General features: G+C 62.3%; 19 protein-coding genes. 8 read left to right on the plus strand and 11 right to left on the minus strand.

Annotated features, from left to right (window positions below; genetic code table 11):
- The first annotated feature begins 92 nt into the window (after positions 1-92).
- On the plus strand, positions 93-2,177 hold the full coding sequence (locus tag H6955_07725; protein MCP5313430.1) for a SulP family inorganic anion transporter: 2,085 nt from the start codon (positions 93-95) through the stop codon (positions 2,175-2,177).
- A gap of 390 nt (positions 2,178-2,567) precedes the next feature.
- A complete protein-coding gene (locus tag H6955_07730) occupies positions 2,568-3,947 on the plus strand; it encodes an L-serine ammonia-lyase (protein ID MCP5313431.1) in 1,380 nt (459 codons plus the stop codon).
- A gap of 73 nt (positions 3,948-4,020) precedes the next feature.
- Here H6955_07730 and H6955_07735 read toward each other — a convergent pair whose 3' ends face one another.
- Positions 4,021-5,778: a histone deacetylase family protein gene (locus tag H6955_07735; GenBank protein MCP5313432.1), complete on the minus strand. Its 1,758-nt coding sequence runs from the start codon at positions 5,776-5,778 to the stop codon at positions 4,021-4,023.
- A gap of 135 nt (positions 5,779-5,913) precedes the next feature.
- Here H6955_07735 and H6955_07740 point away from each other — a divergent pair, with 135 nt between their 5' ends.
- From H6955_07740 to H6955_07750, 3 genes are all read left to right on the plus strand, one after another.
- Positions 5,914-6,591 (plus strand): hypothetical protein, encoded by a 678-nt coding sequence (locus H6955_07740; protein ID MCP5313433.1) that lies wholly within the window; start codon positions 5,914-5,916, stop codon positions 6,589-6,591.
- A gap of 181 nt (positions 6,592-6,772) precedes the next feature.
- On the plus strand, positions 6,773-7,936 hold the full coding sequence (locus H6955_07745) for a type III PLP-dependent enzyme (protein MCP5313434.1): 1,164 nt from the start codon (positions 6,773-6,775) through the stop codon (positions 7,934-7,936).
- 596 nt (positions 7,937-8,532) lie between these two features.
- Positions 8,533-9,399: a transglutaminase family protein gene (locus H6955_07750; protein ID MCP5313435.1), complete on the plus strand. Its 867-nt coding sequence runs from the start codon at positions 8,533-8,535 to the stop codon at positions 9,397-9,399.
- 49 nt (positions 9,400-9,448) lie between these two features.
- Here H6955_07750 and H6955_07755 read toward each other — a convergent pair whose 3' ends face one another.
- From H6955_07755 to H6955_07765, 3 genes are read right to left on the minus strand one after another with little or no spacing between them, the layout of a single operon-like run.
- Positions 9,449-10,711, minus strand: a complete 1,263-nt coding sequence (locus H6955_07755) for an SLBB domain-containing protein (GenBank protein ID MCP5313436.1) — start codon at positions 10,709-10,711, stop codon at positions 9,449-9,451.
- 4 nt (positions 10,712-10,715) lie between these two features.
- Positions 10,716-12,335, minus strand: a complete 1,620-nt coding sequence (locus H6955_07760; GenBank protein MCP5313437.1) for an FAD-binding protein — start codon at positions 12,333-12,335, stop codon at positions 10,716-10,718.
- Positions 12,332-12,985 carry a (2Fe-2S)-binding protein gene (locus H6955_07765; protein MCP5313438.1) on the minus strand — a complete coding sequence of 218 codons (654 nt, stop codon included), beginning with the start codon at positions 12,983-12,985 and terminating at the stop codon, positions 12,332-12,334. The genes H6955_07760 and H6955_07765 overlap by 4 nt, the downstream gene beginning before the upstream one ends.
- Before the next feature lie 707 nt (positions 12,986-13,692).
- Between H6955_07765 and H6955_07770 the strand changes: the two genes are divergently transcribed.
- Positions 13,693-15,276: a GNAT family N-acetyltransferase gene (locus H6955_07770; GenBank protein ID MCP5313439.1), complete on the plus strand. Its 1,584-nt coding sequence runs from the start codon at positions 13,693-13,695 to the stop codon at positions 15,274-15,276.
- Positions 15,277-15,314: 38 nt separating this feature from the next.
- On the opposite strand, the gene H6955_07775 is transcribed toward H6955_07770, so the two are convergent.
- The 7 genes from H6955_07775 to H6955_07805 all read right to left on the minus strand — a co-directional run bounded on the left by H6955_07775 (position 15,315) and on the right by H6955_07805 (position 21,246).
- Positions 15,315-16,043 (minus strand): methyltransferase, encoded by a 729-nt coding sequence (locus tag H6955_07775; GenBank protein ID MCP5313440.1) that lies wholly within the window; start codon positions 16,041-16,043, stop codon positions 15,315-15,317.
- Between the two features lie 212 nt (positions 16,044-16,255).
- Positions 16,256-17,014 carry a sulfite exporter TauE/SafE family protein gene (locus tag H6955_07780; GenBank protein MCP5313441.1) on the minus strand — a complete coding sequence of 253 codons (759 nt, stop codon included), beginning with the start codon at positions 17,012-17,014 and terminating at the stop codon, positions 16,256-16,258.
- 100 nt (positions 17,015-17,114) lie between these two features.
- On the minus strand, positions 17,115-17,843 hold the full coding sequence (locus H6955_07785; protein ID MCP5313442.1) for an amino acid ABC transporter ATP-binding protein: 729 nt from the start codon (positions 17,841-17,843) through the stop codon (positions 17,115-17,117).
- Positions 17,840-18,496, minus strand: coding sequence for an ABC transporter permease subunit (locus tag H6955_07790; GenBank protein MCP5313443.1), 657 nt, complete (start codon positions 18,494-18,496; stop codon positions 17,840-17,842). The genes H6955_07785 and H6955_07790 overlap by 4 nt, the downstream gene beginning before the upstream one ends.
- 4 nt (positions 18,497-18,500) lie before the next feature.
- Entirely contained in the window at positions 18,501-19,217 is a 717-nt protein-coding gene (locus H6955_07795) for an amino acid ABC transporter permease (protein ID MCP5313444.1), read from the minus strand.
- 67 nt (positions 19,218-19,284) lie between these two features.
- Positions 19,285-20,157, minus strand: a complete 873-nt coding sequence (locus H6955_07800) for an amino acid ABC transporter substrate-binding protein (protein ID MCP5313445.1) — start codon at positions 20,155-20,157, stop codon at positions 19,285-19,287.
- A 30-nt stretch (positions 20,158-20,187) separates the two neighbouring features.
- Positions 20,188-21,246, minus strand: coding sequence for a D-cysteine desulfhydrase (locus H6955_07805; GenBank protein ID MCP5313446.1), 1,059 nt, complete (start codon positions 21,244-21,246; stop codon positions 20,188-20,190).
- A gap of 107 nt (positions 21,247-21,353) precedes the next feature.
- Between H6955_07805 and H6955_07810 the strand changes: the two genes are divergently transcribed.
- Together H6955_07810 and H6955_07815 are read left to right on the plus strand one after the other, a co-directional pair.
- On the plus strand, positions 21,354-22,232 hold the full coding sequence (locus H6955_07810; protein ID MCP5313447.1) for a LysR family transcriptional regulator: 879 nt from the start codon (positions 21,354-21,356) through the stop codon (positions 22,230-22,232).
- Between the two features lie 373 nt (positions 22,233-22,605).
- Positions 22,606-24,411 (plus strand): ABC transporter ATP-binding protein, encoded by a 1,806-nt coding sequence (locus H6955_07815; GenBank protein MCP5313448.1) that lies wholly within the window; start codon positions 22,606-22,608, stop codon positions 24,409-24,411.
- Positions 24,412-24,446 lie beyond the last annotated feature (35 nt).

The following is a 24,446-nucleotide window of genomic DNA, read 5'->3' on the forward strand; positions in this document are numbered from 1 at the left end:
GCGTTCGCGAGATTCTTACCATTCGCTGGTGTTTCGCTCCCAACGACGCTGGGAACGCCCGCGGCCGGCAGTGTCGCTGCGAGAGTCTTGCCATGAGTAGTCTACAAACCGTGTTTCCGTTTCTGCGCTGGTTTCCGATGACCCGTGCGGGCATCCGCGCCGATCTGCTCGCCGGCATCACTGTGGCGCTGATACTGGTTCCGCAAAGCATGGCCTACGCCCAGCTCGCCGGCCTTCCGGTGGTATACGGCCTCTATGCCTCGTTCGTGCCGGTGATCGTTGCCTCGCTCTGGGGATCCTCCAGCCAGCTGCATACCGGCCCGGTCGCCATGCTGTCGCTGATGTCGGCGGCCGCGCTGACCCCTTTCGCCAGTCCGGGCAGCATCGATTTCATCCATCTGTCGATCATGCTGGCCCTGATGGTCGGGGTACTGCGCCTGGGACTCGGCCTGTTCAAACTCGGCGCCATCGTCAACCTGCTGTCCAGCCCGGTGATCGTCGGCTTCACCAATGCGGCGGCACTCATCATCGGCCTGTCGCAGCTCAGCAAGATCATTGGCGTGCCTTTCCCGCGCTCAGACTTCTATCTGGCCGACCTGTGGGGCGTGGTCGGTCAGGTCGGCGCCACCCATTGGCCAACCCTGGCGTTCGCGATCGGCGCCTACGGCCTGATCGTCGGGATGAAGCGCTTTGCGCCACGCCTGCCAGGCGTGTTGGTCGCGGTACTGCTGACGACCCTGGTCTCGGCACTGGTCGGTTTCGAGAAGAAGACATCGGTACCGGTGTCGCAGGTCCAGTCACCACCCGAGGTGGACGTCATCGAGACCTACGCCGCCGTCATGCAGCGCATCGACCGGCTTACCCTGCAGATCTCCAGCATCAACCGCGAGATCACCCGACTGGAACGTGAAGGTGGCCTGGACAGCATCACGCGCGTAGCGGATATCGGCGCGGCGATTCGGCCGCTCGAACACGAACGCACCCTGCTCAAGGCGCAGAACAACAAACGCCTGATCGAACTGCACCGCCTGCGTCTGGAGGGCGCGGAAACCGCCGAAGGCCTGGCGTTTTTCCCCTACGGAGAGGTGCCGAGCGGGATCAGCGGCGACGGCAAAGCGTGGCGCTTCACCGGTATTGCTGACGGTATCGTCACCTTGTCGTCAGGCGGAGCGGTGGTTGGCGAAATACCGACCGGCCTGCCCACGTTCGCGCCGCCGGAGCTGCAATGGAGCGCTATGCTGGGTTTGCTGCCGGCGGCCATCGTGATGGCGCTGATCGGCTTCATGGAGGCCACCTCGATCTCCAAGGCCATCGCAACCACGACCGGGGAGCGCATCGATGCAAGCAAGGAGCTGATTGGCCAGGGCCTGGCCAATATCGCCGGCAGCTTCTTCGGTTCCTACACCGTCAGCGGGTCTTTCTCGCGGTCCGCGGTGGCGGCCAGAACCGGCGCCAAGACCGGGCTCTTTGCCATCGTCAGCGCGTTGGCGGTCGTTCTGGTACTGCTGTTCTTCACCCCGTACCTGTATGCGCTTCCGCAATCGGTACTGGCGGTAATCGTGATGATGGCGGTCTTCGGACTGATACGGGTGGCGCCACTGGTACATGCCTGGAAGGTCAATCGTACCGACTCGATGATCGGCTTCATCACCTTCTTCGCCACACTGGCGATGGCACCCGCGATCGCCAATGGCATCCTGCTCGGCATTTCCCTGACCCTGGTCGTGTTCCTGGTCAAGAGCATGAAGCCACGTGCCGAGATTGTCGCACGCAAGCCCGACGGCACCCTGGGTGGCATCAAGGCACATGGCCTGACACCGATCAGCCAGTCCGTGGTCCCGGTGCGTTTCGACGGATCACTGACCTTCTCCAACGTCGCCTACTTCGAAGACGCCGTACTGGATGTGATCGCCGATTTTCCACAGTGCAAGGCCATCGTGATCATCGGCAGCAGTATCAACGAGATCGATGCCTCGGGTGAAGAGAAGATCCGCGAAGTGGGCAAGCAGCTGCACGCAGCCGGCATCGAGTTGCACTTCAGCGGCCTTAAACACCAGGTGCTTTCAACGCTGCAGCGCACCGGCCTGGTCGACGAATGTGGTCGGGATCATTTCTTTGCGAACAAGGAACTGGCCTTGCGGGAGCTGCTGGCCAGCTACGACCAGAAGCCGGCTTGATCCGGACTCGTTGGGTGTACGGCCGTTGGCGCTCCCGGGGATTGCGAACCGACCCGCATTGCAACGGGTTGCTCATGCACCCAACCGTGCGACAGGGCCGGCAACGGATCAGACCGACTGGCATACGTGAACATCTGCGATCGGGACGGCCCGTGACACCGTGGTCGATGCGGCCACTGCGTTCCGCATGGCGCGAAGCATTCCTCTTGCCGTGCCTGCCTGGATGGGGTGCGCAGGTAACTTTCGGGCATTTCTGATGTCATCCCTGACGGATTGGCCTGCCGTTGCCTGAATGCTCGACACTGGAGCAGGTCCGGGTCTGGCATCTATGATCAGGGTCTGACGTGGTTGCGCACGGCCCTTGCGGTCGACGGCGAGGCGGTTCGTTCGATGTTTATCGGTGTACTGGAACTGTTCAAGATCGGGATTGGCCCGTCGAGTTCGCATACGATGGGCCCGATGTCCGCGGCAGGCGATTTTCTCGGGCGTGTCCGCGACTACCTGGCGAGCCATCCCCAACAGCGCGAACCCGGCGTGCACTGCACACTCAAGGGATCGCTCGCCTACACCGGCAAAGGGCATGCGACCGACCGTGCAGTGGCGCTTGGCCTGCACGGGTTCACCCCGGCACAGCTGGCAAACGAAGATGTCGAGGCCCTGACCAGCCGCGTCTGGCAAACCACGCACCTCGACCCCGGTGACACCCAGCCGGTCCGCTTCTCCCCCGACACCGACATCGTGTTCGACCTTGGCGAGCCACTGCAGGAGCACCCGAACGGGATGGTCTTCGAACTGCGCGACCCGTCCGGTGCAGTATGGCTGGCGGAGACCTATTTTTCGATCGGCGGCGGGTTCATCAGCACACTGGCGGAGATCAGCGACGTCGTCGCACCGCTGAAGACCGAGGCCACCGACGACTTTCCGTACCCGTTCGACTCGGCCGCGTCGATGCTGCGCATGGCCACCGACAGCGGCCTCGATATCGCGGCAATGAAACGCGCCAATGAGCACAGGCGCCAGTCACCGGCCGCGCTCGCCGATGGCCTTTCAACGGTTTGGCAGGCCATGCGTCGCTGCGTGGACAACGGCCTGACGGCAGCGGGCACGCTGCCCGGTGCCTTGAATCTGCCGCGCCGCGCCAAGGCACTGCATGATCAGCTGGTCGCCGCCCCGCAACGCGCGACGGTCAACGACTGGTTGTGCGCGTACGCGATGGCGGTCAACGAGGAAAACGCGGCCGGGCACATGGTCGTGACCGCACCGACCAACGGGGCGGCGGGCGTGATCCCGGCAGTGCTGTACCACCTGCTCGTCCACGAAGGCGGCACCGAAGCACAGGTCGAGACGTTTCTGCTCACCGCGGCGGCGATCGGCGGGATCATCAAGCACCGCAGCTCGATTTCGGGCGCCGAAGTGGGCTGTCAGGGCGAGGTCGGTTCGGCGGCATCGATGGCGGCTGCCGGCCTGTGCGCGGTGCGCGGCGGGACGCCGCAACAGGTCGAAAACGCCGCCGAGATCGCACTCGAACACCATCTCGGCCTGACCTGCGATCCGGTCAAGGGGCTGGTTCAGGTCCCCTGTATCGAACGCAACGGCTTCGGCGCGATCAAGGCGTTCACTGCGGCATCGCTCGCGATGCACGGCAGCGGACAACACTATATGCCACTCGACGCCTGTATCGCGGCGATGCGGCAGACCGGCCTGGAGATGTCCCACAAGTTCAAGGAGACTTCGCTGGGTGGACTGGCAGTCAGCATGACCGAATGTTGACCGCGCCTGCGGCCCCCGCCCATCCGCGTTTGCGCCGCCCGACCCGGGGGGTCCTGCACGGCCCGGTGGCCGATCAACCGCTGCCCTCAGATTTCAACGGCTCGCCGAGCAGCGGCACCGCCAGGCCGGATAGAAAGCTTCGGACACCGCGCCGGATATTCTGCAGATGATAGCCGCCTTCCTGGATAACCAGCGCGGGCAGGCCCAGAGAACCGATCGCAGCACCGATGCGACGCATGCCTTCCGGCGTGATCAGGAAAGAACCGGTCGGGTCCCCGCGCATGATGTCGACCCCGAGTGACACGACCATCACCCGAGGCCGGAATCGACGGATAGCGGACAAGGCCTTGTCCAGGGCCTTCAGGTACACCTGGTCGTCGGTACCCGGTTCGAGCGGGACATTGAGATTGTAACCTTCGCCTTCGCCCATTCCCTTCTCATCGGCAAAGCCGGCGAAGAACGGGTAACTGTGCGATGGATTGCAGTGCAGCGAAACAGTGAGAACGTCTGACCTTTCCCAGAAGATATCCTGTGTACCGTTGCCGTGGTGTTGATCGACGTCGAGAACCACCACCCTGCCATCACGCGACAACAGATCTGCGGCCAGCGCAGCATTGTTGAAATAACAGAACCCACCGAACACCCTCCGCTCTGCATGGTGGCCCGGGGGACGACCGGCGACGTAGCACATGCGTGATCGACCCTCGGCTATCAGTTTTGCGCCGGTCATGGCGGCATTCGCGGAACGACGGGCAGCGGCGAAAGCGGTGGCGGTGATCGGCGTCGAGGTGTCGATACAGAAATACCCCGCACGCATGGCCCAGTTTTCGGGCAGCCTTTCAGGATAGCGGAGTGGAAAGATCTCCGGATAGAGGATCTGGCCGGGCTGCAGGCGCTTCGCGCTTTCCTCGAGGAAGTCGACCATGCGTCCATCGTGCAGGTGGCGGATCGGCGACATCCCGAAATCCTCGACGGCGTGCCGACGCAGTGGCAGGTCTTCCAGCGCACGGGTGATCGCCGAAACCCTGGCAGGCCGCTCGTAGTAGCCCTTGAACGGCGAATGCGGGATGTCATCGGCACCGCCCGTTTCGACCAGGTCGATAGGTGAACTCAAGGGGGGGATTTCGCGCAGCTTGGGGAATGGATAGCGCGGCGGACGCAGGCTCACCGGGTCGTTCTTGATGGATGCAACGATCTCGACCACCTGGGGATCGTCGGCGGCGAGCCCGACCTTCGCCAGCATGATCCGGCGGAAGACGTCGGCCAGGCGCTTGCGTGACAGCGGCCGCCCCTCCCCCATATTGTCGAGCAGCAGCATGTTCGGATCACCCAGGTTGGCGGCGGTGACGGTCCACTCGTACCGCGTTCCGATGATTGGCCGGGCACCCAGCCGCTCGTAGAACGCCATCCGCTTGCGATTCGCAGCCAACAACGTCGAATCGACGTTGTCTCCAGGATCGTCCGGCAATGAATCCAGGAACAGGCGTCGCGCCCCGCGCTCCTTCATGTCTTCGCGCATGGTTTCGTACAGCGCCCCGCCGATGCCGCGTGCGGCCCGACCCGGATCGCTGGCCAGGTAGTCGAGGTAGGCTGCCTTGAGGTCGGCGAAATAGAACGTCACGGTGAAACCGATGACGTTCCCACGCGGACCGGTGGCCGCCATCAATACCGACTCGGCGCCGGAGGGATGTTGACCGGCGGCGTAGGCCTCCAGTTTATCCAGATAGGGCGCGTTGAACGGAAAGACGCGCGCGAACAGTTGCTTCACGCCATCGAGGTGCCGCTGATACTCGTTGTCGGCACCGGCAATCACGCGTACGAACTTGAACATTGCAAACTCCCACCCAATCGCCGCATCACGTCACACCTACCCGCCCGCCGCTCCAGCGGTGGCCGGAGGCGCTGCCTGTCGGTTTCGAAGATGTGGTATCGTGCCACGGTAAACCGGCCTTCACCACATGCGGCAATGAGTGCAGAAAGCGACCGCCTGGCGTTCACCCGCCACGACCTTTTCGCAACACCCATCCTCCTTTTCGATGTCAGCCGACCGGATATGAACGACCGGCTGCGCGCCTACTTCGAGTCCCACCCGCGATTCAGCCGTGACGACCAGGCGCAGACCGCTGACCAGAACGATCTGGTCGCGCTTGCTGCCGCGGAAGAACCCGCGTTTACCGAGCTGGATGCGATATTCCTGGATGGCCTCGGCACGTACTGCGAAGAGATCGGCTGGAGAGGAGAATTCGACCTGGATTACCAGCTGTTTCCCAATGTGGCGCCCAAGGGCCACTATGTGCCGTCACACAACCACGTATCGCATATCTCGGCCGTGTACTACGTTCATGCCGAGCCGTCGGATCGCCCAACCCTGGTTCGTGACGAATCCGTTTCGGAGTACTGGCGCCCCGAGGAGGGTGCGCTGATCCTGCACGACCCCCGTTTCAACGCCTCGCTGTGCGGCGGCTGGCACCAGCACGCGAAAGTGTTTCCGCGTCCCGGCACGATGATCTTCTTCCCCTCCTACCTGTGGCACGAAGTCACCCCGCACTCGTCCGAGCGCACCCGGCTCTCGGTGGCGGCCAACTTTTTCCTGACATTCCGCGACGTTCCGCCCTACCAGCGGCATCAGACGTTCCGCGTCTAGCCCCGGTCCGGTTCGCGACAGCCATCCGTCGTTTTCCACCACCGCCGCGAGGATCCAGGCTACCCGGGCCTCTCTCCCGCAGGGTTCGAAGTGCCTGATTTGCGACGAAACACTAGGAATTGGCCCGCCTTCGTCCTACTATCGCGCGTCCGTTTACCAACTCTCCGGAGCCCGCGCTTCCGTGCTACCCGTCATCACCGATTTCTACGACCAAGCCACGTTCGACCGCATCAAGGCGCTGGCCGACACGCTCCCGACGCCGTGCCTGATCGTCGATACCGCCACCATCCAGCGCCAGTATGACGAACTCGTCGCCGCGTTGCCTTTCGCCAGCGTCTACTATGCCGTGAAGGCCAATCCATCGGTGGAGGTGATCACGCTGCTACGCGACAAGGGTGCGAATTTCGATATCGCGTCGGTCTACGAACTCGACAAGGTCATGGGGCTCGGTGTAACGGCCGACCGCCTGAGCTTCGGCAACACCATCAAGAAGAGCCGCGACATCCGCCACGCCTACGAAAAGGGGGTTCGCCTGTTCGCGACCGACGCCGAGACCGACCTGCGCAACATCGCCAAGGCAGCACCGGGCTCGCGCGTCTATGTGCGGATCCTGACCGAGGGCACGCAGACCGCAGACTGGCCGTTGTCACGCAAATTCGGCTGCCAGACCGACATGGCGATGGATCTGTTGATCATGGCCAGAAACCTCGGGCTGGAACCCTACGGCGTCTCGTTCCATGTCGGTTCGCAGCAGCGTGATATCGGCACATGGGATGCTGCCATAGCCAAGGTCAAGGTCATTTTCGAACGCCTGCGCGACGAAGACGGTATCGAGTTGAAGATGATCAACATGGGTGGCGGCTTCCCGGCCAACTACACCACTCGCACCAACGATCTCGCCACCTACGCAAGTGAGATTGCGCGCTATCTGCACGAGGACTTCGGCGAAGACATGCCGCACATCATCATCGAGCCGGGTCGGTCGCTGATATCGAATGCCGGCATCCTGGTCAGCGAGATCGTGCTGATCTCACGCAAGTCGCGCACCGGACTGAATCGTTGGGTCTACACCGACGTCGGCAAATTCTCCGGCCTGATCGAGACACTCAACGAAGCGATCAAGTTTCCCGTATGGACCGACAAGAAGGGCGAGCTCGAAGAGGTCGTACTGGCCGGGCCGACCTGTGACAGCGCCGATGTCATGTACGAGGATCACAAGTACGCGCTGCCGCTCAATCTCTCGATCGAAGATCGACTGTACTGGTTTTCCACTGGCGCATACACGACGAGTTACAGTTCCGTCGAGTTCAACGGCTTTCCACCACTCGCGACCTATTACATCTGATCGGCGTCCCTATCCAACGGCGCAGGCCCAGCCAGCTTCGGCCAATCAGACGGCACCTGGGCGGCCTGCGCAATCGACCTGATCGTGCGGATCGCCCGCCGTCATCGTGGAGCATCATCTCCACCAGGCGGGTAATGGGACATCGTTCACCCTAGCTGCGGCGCGCGACGACGACCCACCTGGCGGAAGCGATCGGCCCCTGTCAGCGTCCGAGGTCAATGCCAGACGCACAGGGATGGGCGTGACCAGGCCCGTCCGGACATGGCGCCACCTGGACGCATGAGCATCGCGGCACGCATGGTCGTGGGCTGCCGGTACCCGCCAGGGCCAATGGACCCGCACGCCTGGTTCGAGGCCTGTGTGGGTGGCCGCTGGCATCCTATCGACGCGACACAGGTCGGCACGCATGGCGACTGTGTTGCAGTAGGTCAAGGCCGCGACGCTGCGGACATCGCCGTCTACAGCCAATCCGGGCCGCCGGTCTATGCACGCACGCAGACGATCGAAGTTGCGCAGCTTCGCCGCTGACCTTGCGTCAATCGAGCGGATTACCCTGTACTGTTCGAACACACCGCATACCGGGGGGCACCAGCAGAATGCGATTCAACATTCGGCATCACACGCAGTACCGCTACTCGAAGCCGGTGCGACTCAGTCCGCACGAACTGCGTTTTCATCCCCGCGATGATGGCGCACAGCGTGTCCTCGCACATCACCTGGAGATCTCTCCGACGCCGCTGGGCCGCAACGATCACATCGATCTCGAGGGCAACCGGGTGTCCCAGGTCTGGTTCGGATCCGATACCGATCACCTGGCAATCACCCTCACGATGCGAGTGGAAACCCTGCGGCGCAACCCCTTCGACTTCATCCTGAACCCTGAGGCAACGTCATTACCCATCGGTCATTCGCATGACGTGATCAGCGCACGCGCCTACCTGGAGCGCATCGAGGCCGACGACGCCGTCACAGCCTTCGCTGCCGAGCTTAGTCTGGCGGTTGACCGTGACACGCTACGTTTCATCGATCGCCTCAACCGCACACTGTTCGCCGACTTCAGCCACATCCATCGCGAAATGGGCAGCCCGCAATCCCCGGCCACCACACTGCAAACCCGCCAGGGTGCCTGCAGGGACCTGGCGATGCTATTCGTCGACTGCTGCCGAGCAGAAGGGGTCGCTGCCCGTTTTGCCAGCGGTTACCAGAAAGGCAACCTGCGAAGCGAGCGACGCCACCTGCATGCCTGGCCGGAGGTCTATCTACCAGGTGCCGGCTGGCGGGGTTTCGATCCCACGCACGGCGAAGCGATCGCCGATACCCACGTGACCGTCGCCGCTGCCGCTCATCCGCAAGACACCATGCCGGTGAGCGGCACCTTCACCGGCCAGGGCGTGAGCAGCGCGCTGGATTACGCGCTGCGCATCGAGGTAACGGACGAGGAGCTACCTGTTGCCGGTAAATGAGCGCGCCATCCTTGCAGACCGCTGCACGCGGTCCCGCAATGATTCGGGGTCAGCGGCTGTGGCGCAACTGGACCGCCTTCTCGTATTCACTGCCGAAGTGATAGAGCGAGCTGTCGACGACCTTGACCGCGCCGTCCAGCAGTTGGCAGCGGCCCGCCCCCGGCAGCAACTGGCAGAGACTGATCAGGGTTTCCAGGTCGGAACGACTGCCGTTGCCGGTATCGATGCGGCTGAGCAGGCGCGAGATGTAATAGGTGCCGGTCTTGCAGGCGGGACATTGGCCGCAGGAGTTGTCGGCGAAGAAGTTGACGTATTCGGTGACCCGCTTGACGATGCCGGTTCCTTCCGATACCACGATCATGGCGCCGGTACCCAGCGCGGAGCGCCGCTCGGCCACCGAATCGAAGTCGAGGGGCACGTCGAGAACCTTCGGCGTGAGAATGGTGTTGGAGGGCCCACCGGTGAAGATGGCCTTCAGTTTCAGGCCCACCAGCATGCCACCGCCGTGGTCGAAGATCAGTTCCTTCAACGGAGTGCCCATCGGCAGCTCATAGGCACCGGGTCGTAGCACGTCGCCGCTGAGGCAGTAGATCTTGGTGCCGGTGGCAGCGCCCAGTCCCATCCGCTGGAACCATTCCACGCCGTTGCGCATGATGTGCGAAACGTTGGCCAGTGTTTCAACGTTGTTGACCAAGGTCGGAAGGCCATGCACACCGGATTCGGCTGGATACGGGGGCTTGTGTCTGGGAAAGGGAAACTTGCCCTCCACCGACTCGATGGCAGCGGTCTCCTCGCCGCCGATGTAGTACCCGGACGATGCCATCACGCGCAGCTCCACCGGCCGCCGCAGGTGTTTGACTAGAGCGCAGTAAAGATCGGAGTCCCTCCACTGGGTGACCGCGGCGTGCATGGCGGCCAAGGCCGTCGTCAGGTCCGGGTTGATGTAGAACACGACGTGGTTGATGCCACAGGCGATGGCGCAGATCACCGCCCCTTCGATCACCTGATGGGGAGTCTCGGCCAGCAGGATGCGGTCTTTGAAGGTGCCGGGCTCATCTTCATTGCCGTTGACGATCAGGTATCTGTCACCGGTTTCGCCTTGGCCGGCGAGGAACTCCCACTTGCGAAAAGTCGGATAGCCGCTGCCGCCAAGGCCACGCAGGCCGGCGTCTCGGACCATCGCGATCATCTCCGCCGGCTCTTTGCCCAGCGCAACCCGCAGCCCCTCCCCACCACCGCCGGCCCGCCACGCATCGAAATCGGCGCCGACCCGCTGCTTCGGATGCAGCAATACCTGGTTCAGTACTGACATGGACTCATACCTTTTTCGTACGGTGCAGGCCGTCGTAGTCGGAGTCGGTATCGAACTTGGCGTACTTGGGGAACAACAGCGGGCCCTCCTCGTCCATCGGCAGGCCGGCCAGGGTCAGCGCACGGCGCAGGTCGCTCAGGTGTTCGATGGAGATCTTGGTATGAGGGCGATCGTGGGCATGTTCCGCCGCATGCCTACCGGCACGCCGGCCGAAGCTGACGATCTCCAGCAAGGAGTTGCCCATCAGACGGTTCCTGCCATGGATGCCGCCGGTGACCTCGCCGATGCAGTACAGCCCAGGCACGGTCGAGCGGCCGTGCACGTCGATCACCACACCGCCGTTCTGATAATGCAAGGTCGGATAGATCAGCATCGGTTTCTGCACCAGATCCACCTGCGCCTTGCGTCCCAGCTCTAGCAGCTTGGGGAAGCGGTCCTGCAGGATGCCGGGGTTGCGCAGTTCCAGCCCGGGGGTATCGAGCCAGACACCGACGCTGTCGTCGTTGACGCGGATGCCGCGCCCTTCGCTGCACTCGCGGATGATAGCGGCGGCGACGTGATCGCGCGGCATCAATTCATCCACGAAGCGTTCGCCGTGGGCGTTGAGCAGGTAGGCGCCGGCCGAACGCACACCCTCGGTGATCAGGGTGCCCGCCAGGTGCTGCGGGTAAGCCAGTCCGGACGGGTGGTACTGGAAAGAATCGAGGTCGCGCAACTTTGCGCCCAGGCGGTAGGCCATCACCAACCCGTCGCCAGTGGCGCCGAAGTGGTTGGACGTGGGAAAGCCGTTGAGGTGCATGCGGCCAATTCCGCCGGTAGCGAGGATCACCGCCTTGGCCTTCACCAGCGTATAGCTGCAGTTCTTCAGGGAAGAAATCACCGCGCCCGCGCAATGGCTGTTTTCGTTGGAGAGCAGCTCCACGGTGGGGCTATAGTCGAGCACCTCGATATTGCTGTTGCTCACCGCCTCGCGGAGCACCCGCATCATCTCCAGGCCGGTATAGTCGCGAAAGTGAACCACCCGTGGCGCAGAGGTGCCGCCGGCCCGCCGGGTGAGCAGGTCGCCGTACTTGTCGACGTCAAACTGCATGCCCTGCTGGATCAGCCAACGAATCACGTCGGGGCCATCCATCACCATCTGCGCGGCGAGGGGTTTGTCGACATGGTGATGGCCGCCCTTGATGGTGTCCTCGAAGTGCATCTGCGGGGTGTCACCCTTTTCCACCGAGGCCTGGATGCCACCTTCTGCCATCACCGTGTTGCTGTCGCCGAGGCGCAACTTGGTCGCGAGCATTACCCGCGCGCCGCGCTTGGCCGCGGTCAGCGCCGCAGCGCAACCGGCCCCACCACCGCCGATCACCAGCACGTCGGTCTCCACCGTTTGGGCGCCAGCCAGGTCGGCCTCATCGATGCGTCCGTCCGATTGCAGCAGCCGGGCCAGTTCAGTGTGACAGGTGTCGCCGGCATTGGGGCCGATGCGCAGTTGTGCCATGGAGCCGGCGATGTGATCGGGATGAAAGCCGCGCAGCAGCGTCTCGGTGGCGGTCGCGTCCGTACTGGGCTCACGGAACTCGCACGGCGCATAGGTCGCCAGTGCCTCGCCGTAGGGGATGCCCTGGGTCATGCTGGCTGGTCCCGGGCAGGTTGCTCGATGTCGACCTGCAGTTCGCCCTTGCGCAGTTTCTCCAGGCGGTTGATCAGGTTCGATGGACGGATGTGGAAATAGGCGCTGACCCGGCGGGAGAAAAGCCCGACGTGGTTCGGCGAGATGTGCTCCGGGCACGCGGTCATGCACAGATCGCACATCACACACTCGATGAACAGCTCGCCGGCCTCGCTGAAGCGCCCCTTGGCGGCCAGCTCCACACCGCGCTCCACCTGGATGCCCTTCGGGCAGGAGACATCACAGCCACCGCAATGGCGACAGTGGTCGGCTTCGGGAAAGATCTCGTGGAACCTCGCCTGGACCTCCCAGGAGTTCCTGATCCCGGTGAGCTCATAGGTATGGTGGGTCGGGTTCGGGAAAACCAGGAAGCTGACCTGCATACCCTCTTCCACCAGCAGCTGACAGGCCAACGCCATCTTCACCTCATGGCTGTCGGCACGGCGCACCATCACCCGGCAGGAGCCGCAGACTCCCTGCAGGCAGCCGATGCTCTTCACCCTTGGGTAGCCTGAGTGCCATAACGCCTGGATTACGGACAGGGACTCCGGAGCGGCAATCGACCTGCCGTTGATGTTCAGATTGACCCGCTTTTCGCCTGTTTCGCTCATGGCATCGAATTCCAGTTTTCGCCAAGTCTGTCTCGACCACGTAGCCGTAGGCGCGGCATATGGCCTTCCGCCCCCCGGCCTTTACACCGCGACCCAGCTTCTTTGCCAGCCCAAAAACGGCTGCATCATCGCACACTCGTGTCACCGTCATGCGGGTCGGTTCATCGATCCTGGACGCGGACTTGCGGCCAGCCAGTTCCCAGCGATCCGTCTTCTCTCTCCGCGCCAAGCTGGGCATCGCCCACCTCGGTCGTCACCGGCCAAAACAAACTTGTAACGAACTGTTTTATTTCCATATTGCTTGGTCCCCCATGTTCCACGTCCTTGTAAACGCTGCGGTCGAGACTACCGCAGGGCGAAATCCTCCCGCGGTCACGCGAGCGTTGGCGTGATGCGAACGAGTACGACAACGGCGACCACGTTGCCGACCCATGTGAAAGATTCGTGTTGTTTCTCGACATGACCGCCATCTGCACATTCAGACCCTCCCCCCGGGTTTCAGGCTTTGACCGACGAGCAGCGGTCGAGAAGAGACCGGGCGAAGCCGGGCAGCCGGGCGAACACCCCAGCGAGGATGACATCCCGGCGGCCGCCGACTCGGTCGATGTTCGCGCTGCTACTCAACAACACGGGGAAATGCTCCGTCCCTACTTGGTCCCGCGATAAACTGCAGGGCTGGGCAGACTATTCAACTCGGGAGTAAGAAAATGTCGGAAAAAGACTCGAGCAACGCGCTGGACAATCCCCGCAGCCGCCTGTGGGTCCGCAAGGCAACGGCAAGCGATATCCCGGCAATTGTTCGCCTCAACGAAAAGGTATACGGCAAGACCGGCATTGCGCCCTATACCGAAGGCCCTGTGAAGGGGCAGATCAACAACTTTCCCGACGGGCAGTTCGTTGCGGTGGTCAACGAAGACGTGGTCGGTCATTGCGCGACCTTCCGCATACGGCAGGAGATCGGTCTGAAGGCACACAACTGGGCCGAGATCACCGGCAATGGCTATGCATCGAGGCACGATCCCCAGGGCGACTGGTTGTACGGCATGGAGGTATGCGTCGATCCCGACTACCGGGGATACCGCATCGGCCAACGCCTGTACAACGAGCGCAAGGCACTCTGCCAATCGCTCGGGTTGAAGGGAATCGTCTTCGCCGGACGGCTGCCAAGCTGGTCCCGACGAGCGAAGCGATTTGCCACTATCGAGGACTATGTCGAGCAGGTGAAGCAGAAGAAACAGCGCGACCCGGTGCTGTCGTTCCAGATGCGGAACGGTTTCGAGGTCATCGGCATCCTCCGGGACTATCTGCCGGCCGATCGTGAGTCACTGGGCTTTGGCATGCACATGGTATGGCGCAATCCGAAGGTGAGGCAGGACGAGGCATCGGGCCCGGAGAAACGTTACGGTGGGCGGTCACAGGACACTGTGCGCGTTGGCGCGGTGCAGTACATGCAGCGGCGGGTCAAGTCTTTCGAGGAGTTTCTGTCGTTCGTCGAGTATTTCGTCGACGTAGTCGCCGACTACAAAGGCGATTTCGTTGTCTTCCCCGAGATGTTCGCATTGCAGCTGTTGTCGATCGAAGACCAGGAACTCAATCCGGCGGAGTCGATCGAGGCACTCAGCCGGCATACGCCCCGTTTCAAAGAGGCGCTGCGTGACATGGCGATCCGCTACAACATCAACATCATCGGTGGTTCGCATCCCACGCATATGCCCAATGGGCGGGTCGAAAACATCGCCTACGTGTTCCTGCGCGACGGTTCGATCCACGAACAGCCAAAGATCCATCCGACGCCAAACGAGGCCTACTGGTGGAACATCGAGGGCGGCAGTTCACTGAACGCGATCGAGACCGACTGCGGACCGATCGGCGTGCTGATCTGTTACGACTCCGAATTCCCCGAACTCGCGCGCCATCTCACCGACCAGGGGGTACAGATACTGTTCGTACCCTTCTGTACCGACGAGCGGCAATCGTACCTGCGAGTGCGCTATTGCTGTCAGGCGCGCGCGGTGGAGAACCAGTTCTACGTGGTCATGTCGGGAAATGTCGGCAACCTGCCGGGTGTGGCCAACATGGATATCCAATACGCGCAGAGCTGCATACTCACACCCTGCGACTTCCCGTTCTCGCGCGACGGGATCGCGGCCGATACCACGCCGAATGCCGAGATGGTGGCTTTTGCCGACCTCCGCCCAACCACGCTGCAAATGGCACGCAACGGCGGCACCGTACAGAACCTGCGCGATCGGCGGCATGATCTGTACAGCGTGGTGTGGCGCGGCAAGTAGCCGCTCCGTAGGTTCGGCCCGAGCAGTCCGAGCCGAACCTACTCGTTCGCGAACCTCAGTAGAAACGGCCTGAGGTAGTGCGTGCTTCGAGGGGTGTATTCGCGTCTTTCCCGGTAGATGACGAGCGTTTCACGCCGGGAGGTCCGGGCGTGACGGGCGAAGGTCAGGGCGCTCACCCTGATCGGGCTGTCTGCGCGATGCTGCAGGTCGGTCTGCCCCATACACTCGAGGCCACTGTGTCGACTGAGCCGTATGAACCTGTCGGTGGCGTGGCTCGGCAGCAGCACGTAGAAAAGTCCATGCGCCGACAACAGCCGCTGCACACCGTCGATCAGCTCCTCATGCGGCAGGCTGTCCGAGTGCCGCGCGTTGCGGCGGCGGGCATCGCGGGTCTTGCTGTGTCGCTCGAAAAATGGCGGATTGCTGATGACCAGGTCAAAGTGACCCGACGGACTCGTGCTGAATGCCTGGAAGGACATGGGCACACAGTCGATCTGCTCCGCCCATGGGCTGCAGGCAACGTTGTGCGCGGCCTCCGCACAGGCGTCGCGGTCGATCTCTATCGCGGTTATCCGTCCTGCACCCAGCTGCGCAGCCATCAGCGCCAGCAGTCCGGTACCCGTGCCAATATCCAAGACCCGCTCGCCACCGCGTATGGGTGCCATGGCGCCGAACAGCGTGGCCACCGTGCACACCTTCATCGCGGCGGATCTCTGGCGTACCGAGAAACGTCTGAAACGGAAGGTCTGATCGTCTGACGCGTGCATGGGATTTGACCGGGCAGGGAACCCTGCCCTGCATCGATGCGGTTGCGGCTCAGGTTGTCCGGGTGGGTCCATTATCACCCTTTACGGTTACTGCGGGGGTCGCCAAGAGGCTGCCGGAGACGCAATTTACCGGTTGATCCGCGGCCTTGCCCGGCTGTGTGCTACCGCGTGGAGAAGACACCGGCCACGAGGCGGCGACCCTGCCTGGGGGATCAGGCGAAGACCGCCCGCCTCAGCAGATTCAAGCCAAGTATCGCCAGCAGCATCAGCACGATCATGCGGAACAGGCTGGCATCCACGTGTTTCGACAGACGCCGGCCGAGCCACATCCCGGCAGCGGCCGGCGCCGCCATCAGCACCCCAATCAGCGCGAGCGGCGGCGACAGAAAGCCAATGGATGCGAAAGCCAGCGTCAGCATGAAGCCAACGACAAGGAAGAACAGGCCGAGCGCGGATCTGAATGTTTCCGGCGAGGCTTTCGCGGCGAGTAGATACATCACCAAAGGAGGGCCCGTGACAGTGGTGAGCGAGCCAAAGAAGCCGGACACGAAACCGGTCGCCAGACCCGCAGGCGAGACCTGTGCAGGAGAAAGCTGCAACCGCCACCCCGCGAACTCGCTGAGACAGAAAGCCAGGGTCACGGCACCGACCGCACCGACCAGCCAGCTGGCGTCCAACACAGCGGCGAACACCGCACCGATCGCGATGCCCATCGGCAGACCGATCAGCACGGGCGAGTATCGCTTCCAGGTCGCTGCTGCGCCCTGCGCCCCACCCATCTGCCAGAGATTGAGCACGAAAGGCGGGATGACGTTGATCGCCAGCGCGACCTCGATGGGCATGAAGGTCGACGTCAGCGAGATGACGACGAGCGGCAGCCCGAAACCTGCCACGCCCTTGACGAGGCCACCGAGCACAAACGCGGAGGCGGCAAGCAACAACATCCAACCGCTTGTGCCGTCAACGATCATTTACGGTTACGCCCGATGATATACAGGTTCGTCAACGCCGGCGGTCCGCTCCAACGGAGCATCGCCGGTCGGCACGCGGTTGATACGGTCGGGCCTGCTGTCAGTGATTGAGGATCTTGCTCAAGAAATCCTGCGCACGCGGACTCTCGGGGGCGCTGAAGAACACCTCTGTCTGCCTGTCCTCGACGATGCGGCCCCCATCCATGAACACCACGCGGTCGGCCACCTTGCGAGCGAAACCCATCTCATGGGTCACGACCATCATCGTCATGCCGTCGCTTGCCAAGCCTACCATGACGTCCAGTACCTCATTGATCATCTCGGGGTCGAGCGCCGAGGTCGGTTCATCGAACAACATGGCAACGGGATCCATCGCCAACGCACGGCAGATTGCGACGCGTTGCTGCTGCCCACCCGACAGCGCTCCCGGATGCTTGTCGATGTGGTCCGACAGACCCACCCGCTCGAGCAGTGCTTCGGCCTTGGCCGATGCTTCGTCGCGGCTGCGCTTGAGCACTTTCTGCTGCGCCAGGCAAAGATTGTCGCGCACGGTCAGGTGCGGGTAGAGCTCGAAGTGCTGAAATACCATGCCGATCCGCGCACGTAGCCTGGTCAGGTTCGTACGCCGCGCGGTGACCTCGACATCCTCCACCGTAATGGATCCCTGCTGCACAGGCTCCAGTCCGTTGACGCATTTGATCAGTGTCGACTTGCCGGATCCCGAAGGCCCGCAGACCACGACCACCTCGCCCTTTTCCACATGGGTCGTGCAGTCGGCGAGCACCTGGAAATCTCCGTACCACTTAGAGACATCTCTTATTTCAATCATGCCGGTCGAGCCTTCTGAAGCCGTCGGACGAATAGCGACCCTGCAAAGCAGATCACAAAGTAAACCAGCGCTGCGAAAACGTACATTTCGACCAATCGTCCCTCTGTCCGGGCGACGATCGAAGACACCGTCATGAAGTCCCTGAGCGAGACGACAAAGACCAGGCTGGTGTCCTGAAAAAGGATAATCCCCTGGGTTACGAGGATGGGAATCATGTTGCGGAATGCCTGCGGCAGAACGATGAAACGCTGAATCTGCCAGTAGCCGAGCCCCGTTGCCTGGCCTGCATGCACCTGGCCCTTGCGCACCGACTGGATTCCGGCCCGGATGATCTCGGAGTAGTAGGCCGCTTCGAACAATACGAACGCGATCAGCGCCGAGTAGAAACTGCCGATCGGGCGGCCGATTGCCAACGGCACCAGAAAGTAGAACCAGAAGATCACCAGGATCAGTGGAATCGAACGGATGAGGTTCACGTAGCCCGCGGCGAACAGCGACAGCGGCAGAAAGCCCGACAGGCGCATCAACGCCAGGAGTGTTCCCAGAACGATTCCGCCGAGGATCGCGAGCACCGTCAGCAGCAGGGAAAGCTGCAGCCCCTCCCAGAGGAATGGCAGGTTGTCCCAGATGACGTTGAAATCGAATCCAGACATGGCCTTACTTCGAACCCATGTAGCCCGGAATGCGGGTGTAACGTTCGAGCACCTGCATCAGCACCGTCGCCATCAGGGCAATCGCGACGTAGATCACCGTGGCGGCCGTGTAGGCCTCGAAACCCTGGAAGGTATACTCGGCGATCTGCTGACTCTGTGCCGTCAATTCGAGCAGACCGATCGTCAACGCGAGCGAGGAATTCTTGAAGATCGTCAGGAACTCGGAGGTCAGCGGCGGCACGATGAGACGGAACGCGATCGGGAGCAGCACATAGCGGTACGTCTGGGCAACTGAAAAGCCATTCGCATGGGCCGCGCTCGACAGGCCCTTCCCGACCGACTCGATGCCGGCGCGAACCTGCTCCGCCACCCGGCTCGCGGTATAGAGTCCAAGCGCGATGACCGCGGTGACGTACTCCGGATTGGGCATGTCACGCTTCATCCAGCGACCGACATCGTCGGGCACCAGCTCCGGTACGACGAAGTACCAGAGGAACATCTGCACTAGCAGCGGGACATTGCGAAACAGCTCGACATAGCCGGTCGCGAGCGCGGCGACGAATCGATTGGGCAGCGTCCGACACACGCCGACGACGACACCGACGACCAGCGCGATCACCCAGGCCGCCAGTGCCACCGCGAAGGTCCACTGCACGCCGAGCACCAGCCATTCGAAGAACGGCTCTTGGAAAAGGACGCCCCAATTCCAGTTGTAGTCCATCAGCGCGCTCCCGATGGTGTTCGGCGACGACGCAGACCATGGGGGCACACCCCCATGGCGACGCCCCTTACTTCGGCAGCGCCTGGATGCGGAATGCCGCCTTCAACAGGTCGGTCTGCTCGACCCCGAGCGGCCCAAACCACTTGTCGTAGAGGGTGTTGATCTCGCCGCTGCCGAACACCTCGGCCAATGCACGTTTGCCGACCAGTTCGAAGTCACTCTCGTTGCGCGGGACCATCAGCGCATAGGGATCGTAGGAGAGGAAGTCGCCGACCACGGCATACGCCTCGGGCGTACGCGATTTCGCGATCAGGCCGAACAACAGGATGTGATCCGTCGAATAGGCGTCCACCCGGTCGGTCTCGAGGGTGAGCATGCCCTCGGCGTGGTCGCGGACCGGCAGGATCTTGACGTCCAGACCGCGCTTTTCCACCTCCGCCTTGATGACGCGCTCGTTGGTCGTACCCTGCGCAAGTGCAATCGACTTGCCATTCAGATCGTCGATCGACGAGATGCCCGAATCCTTGCGGGTCAAGATCTTGGTGCCGGTGATGAAGGTAATGGGAAGATACTCGACCTGTTCCTGGCGGGTCAGGTTGTTGGTGGTCGACCCGCATTCGAGGTCGATCGTCCCGTTGGCCATCAGCGCGATGCGCGTCTTCGGATTGACCGGCACAAACTTCACGTCCAGATCGCGACCGACGGCTTTCTTCACCTCATCGACCACTTTCATGCACAGGTCGATGCTGTATCCCACCGGCTTCTGGTTTTCGTCGAGATAGGCGAACGGCACCGAGCTCTCGCGATGCCCCAGCACGATGGTGCCACGTTCCGCGATCTGCGCGAGCCGGCCAGTCAGGTCCTGTGCAAAGGCACTGGCAGTCGTGGCGACGGTCACTGCGGTCGCCACTAAGAGTTTCGTGACCAGTTTCATTGTCATCTCCTCATCGGTTTGTTTTTTGGCGGACTGCTAAAAAAGACTGGGGTACCCGAACAACGATGCACTGCCGCCCGTGTGCAGAAACACGACGTTTTCGGCTCCGGCGAAGTGTCCCTTACGCACAAGATCGATCAGCCCGGAAAGCCCCTTCCCGGAATAGACCGGGTCGAAGAGCAGGCCCTCGAGCCGCGCCAGCAGCTGCACGGCATCACGCATGGCATCGGTCGGCAGTCCATAGCCCGGGCCGACGTAATCGCTGTTGGCGCGCACGCTGTCGCGCGCAATCTCGACCTCCAGCCCGAGATGCTCCATCGTGCGCTTCGCCAGATCGAACACCATGGCCTCCTGCTTTTCCCGTGGCGCGCGCACACCGATGCCGAGCAGGTCGATGTCCGATCCGATCGCTGCCAAGCCCGCCACCAACCCGGCCTGGGTACCGGCGCTGCCGGTCGCGTGGACGAGTGCATCGATGCGCAGCCCCAGCGCATCGGCCTGATCGACCAGTTCGAGTGCGCAGTTGACGTACCCGAGCGCACCCACCGGCGTCGAACCACCACCGGGCATGACATAGGGGCGGCGGCCTTCGCCGCGCAAGCGTTCGGCGACCGCCTCCATCTCGGCCTGCATGTCGGCGCCGCCGGGACGATGCTCGATGGTGGCACCGTGCAGGCGGTCGAGCAGGACGTTGCCGTTGCTGAGGTAATCGGGATCCGTATAACCGGTCCGGTCCTCCAGCAGGATGTGACAGTCGAAACCGAGACGGGCCGAGGCCGCGGCCGTCTGCCGCGCGTGGTTGGATTGCGTCGCGCCCTGCGTGATCACGCAGTCCGCACCCATCTGCCGTGCCTCCGCCATCAGGAACTCGAGCTTGCGCGTCTTGTTTCCCCCGGTGGACAAACCGGTGCAGTCGTCACGCTTGACCCAGATGCGCGGGCCTCCGAGTTCTGCAGTCAGCCGGTCCAGGGGCTCGAGCGGCGTCGGCAGGTGGCCCAGCCGGATACGCGGAAAACTGTCCAGCCTCGCCTGGACGACTGCGCAGCGATCCTTAATAAGTGTATGAGTACTTGATGGATTAGTGACAGTGCCCATGCCCGACGAATCTCCGGAAAGCCGATATTTTCGCGTTATCCGCGTGTTTGCAGCGCATGTAAACTGCGGCTATCTTCGAGCAGACAAAGAAAAAGTATGAGTGACGCATGGATACCCGACTGTTTGAAGACGTCCTGGTGTTGCTCGAGGAGGGCAATCTCAGCGCCGCGGCGGCGCGCAGAAACCTGACACAACCGGCGTTTTCGCGAAGGATTCGCAGCTTCGAGGAATGGGTGGGGATTCCACTGCTCGACCGGTCAGCCAACCGCATCGCGCTGCATCCACGCCTGGCGGCGAACGCCGACGAGATCCGCGCGACCATCGGCCGGATAGAGACGCTACGGGGGCGCCTGCGCAGCTCCCCCCCGGGCAAACGCGGCTATGTCTTCGCGGTCCAGCATGCGCTGGCCACCACGGCGTTCCCCCTCGTGCTCGGCGTGTTTCACCAGGTCGACGAGACCATCTCGGCGCGGCTGCGTGCCATGGACCGCGAGGAGTGCGTTTCTCTTTTCGTTCGCGGCGAAGCCGATTTCCTGATCGTCTACGAGGCGCGCGGGCTCCCTCCTCTCCCGTTCGACGAATCCATCCGCCGGCACATCTGGACGCGCGACACGCTGATCCCGGTCTGTGGCGGCCCCCTGCGCTATCAACTCGGCCCGGACAGCCGACCGCGTGGCGGCTTTCCGCTGATCACCTACCCGACAGAAAGCCATTTCGGACGGCTTCTGCACCGCGACGGCCTGGAGACAGCGATGATCAGCGACGGCGCTTACCAGTCCGTCGAGACTGCGTTCAGCGTCGGTGTTCACCGACTCGTCGAGGCCGGCAGGGGCGTGGGCTGGCTGCCGCATTCGATGTGTTGCGACGACCTCGCCTCGGGAAACCTCGTCGACCTGGGCGATGCCTATGGCCAGGTGCCGCTCGATATCAGCATCTTCTTCATGGCCAACGACGACGAGGCACACGACCTGATCGCCAGCCTTTGAAACAGCATCGCGGCCATGGAAGCCGGCGGAGAACAGCGGATTCGACTGCCGCGAAAATGCCAGCGCACCATTCCCGGCCTTCGACAACATGCATGAACGCAACCACCTTGGGCATTCTCTACCTGCTCCGCCATAATCCGCTTAGTGTCTTCGCGACAATCAGGACAGTCCCGTGAACCTTCGCACCAGTAAGAGGCCCGGACAGCGCCGGGGCCCGACATCGCTTCTCGCGTCTCCAAAGACGAGGCATCGTTCGGATCTGCTGTCTACCGAATCGAAGACACCCTGTGGATCCTCACCAGGGGATATCCTCCGTTACGTCTGATTCGCTTCACGCGGCGATCAGGAGATCAACGCTTCGGTTTCTTGCCCAGTGGACAGAACATTTACCATCGCAGACGACGCGCCCCCGCTTTCCCGGTCACCGTTGCGGTTCGTGCTGCATTTTTACCTGAAGGCGCGGATCGCGTTGGTCGCGATCTTTCTGTTCGAGGCTGGACAGGCCGCCTGCACGATCCTGCTGCCATACGCGGTAAAGGAGATCATCGATTCGGTCACCCTGGCGAACGATACCGGCGCATCCGTGTTCGCGACCGCGCAAAACGCCCTGATACTCTTCGGCCTGTTGAACCTGGGCATCGTGCTGTTCAGTCGTGCGAGTGGTGCAGTACTGGTGATGACGGGCCCGCGTCTGCGCGCCGACATCCGCAAGTCGCTGTTCAGCTACCTGCAGCATCACTCGCATCGCTACTTCATCTCACACTTCGCCGGCTCACTGGCCAACCGCATTGCGGAGGTGTCGATGAGCAGCATGCACGCACTGTGGGCGATCACCTTCGATTTTTATCCACTGATCATAAAGTCGGCCGTGGCGTTGATCATCCTGTTCACGACCAGTTCACAACTCGCGATGGTGCTGACGGTTTGGCTGACCATCTATGTCTACGCGTCATACATTCTGGCCCGGCGCTGTCGGGTGTATGCGAAAGATTTCGCCGAGGCACGATCGCTGGTTACCGGCAAGATCGTGGACTCGGTCTCGAACGTGATGAACGCCAAGATGTTCGCACGACGCCGCTTCGAGGAAGACTATCTGACCGATTACCTGAACCACGAGGTGAACCATGCGCTGCGCACGTTCTGGTATATGGAAAAGCTGCGCTGGTTCCAGTTCAGCGCGGCGATGGTGTTGATGATCGCCATGGTCGGCTACGCGCTGAAGATCTGGTCCGACGGGGGCATGAGCGTCGGGGACTTCTCGATGGTCGCGGGCCTGGCGATCATGCTCATCGAGGCGGCGCGCGGACTCAGCCGGAGTTTCCTCGAGTTCTTCGAATACATCGGCAACATCAGTGACGGGGTGTCGACTTTCATTCAGCCCCACGAGATTGTAGACAGCGCCGGCGCCAGCGCGTTGCAGGCGACGCATGGCGAGATTGCGTTTCGCGACGTGTCGTTCGCTTACAAGGAAGGCCTGCAGGTGTTCGATCACCTGACGGTAACGATCGAGCCAGGTCAGCAGGTCGGCCTGGTGGGATTTTCCGGCTCGGGCAAATCGACCTTCGTCAATCTCATACTGCGCCTGTTCGAGCCACAGGCCGGCGTCATTGCGATCGACGGTCAGGACATCCTCGCCGTGACCCAGGACAGCCTGCGCGAGAGCGTGTCCATGATCCCGCAGGACCCGATGCTGTTCCATCGCTCGCTGATGGAGAACATTCGCTACGGTCGACTCGATGCCAGTGATGAAGAGGTTATCGAAGCGGCGAAGAAGGCGTACGCGCATGACTTCATACTTCAGACAGAACAGGGCTATGCATCACTGGTCGGTGAGCGCGGCGTCAAACTGTCCGGCGGGCAGCGCCAGCGTATCGCGATTGCACGCGCCATCCTCAAGAATGCCCCGATCCTGATCCTGGACGAAGCGACCTCGGCGCTGGATTCGGTCACCGAGAAGCAGATTCAGCAGGGGCTGGACTTCCTGATGCGAGGAAAAACCGTGGTCGTGGTGGCCCACCGCCTGTCGACGATCTCGCACATGGACCGCATCCTGGTCTTCGATGAAGGCAAGGTGGTCGAGGACGGCAGTCATACCGAACTCCTACAACGCGGCGGGCACTATGCACGCCTCTGGAACATGCAGGCCGGCGGCTTTCTACCGGAAACAAACGAGGCATGAGATCGTTCCAGCTCGTTGCTCTTGCCAGGCATTTC

It is taken from the genome of Chromatiaceae bacterium (genome assembly GCA_024235395.1).
In the GTDB taxonomy this organism is placed as follows: domain Bacteria; phylum Pseudomonadota; class Gammaproteobacteria; order Chromatiales; family Chromatiaceae; genus Thiosocius.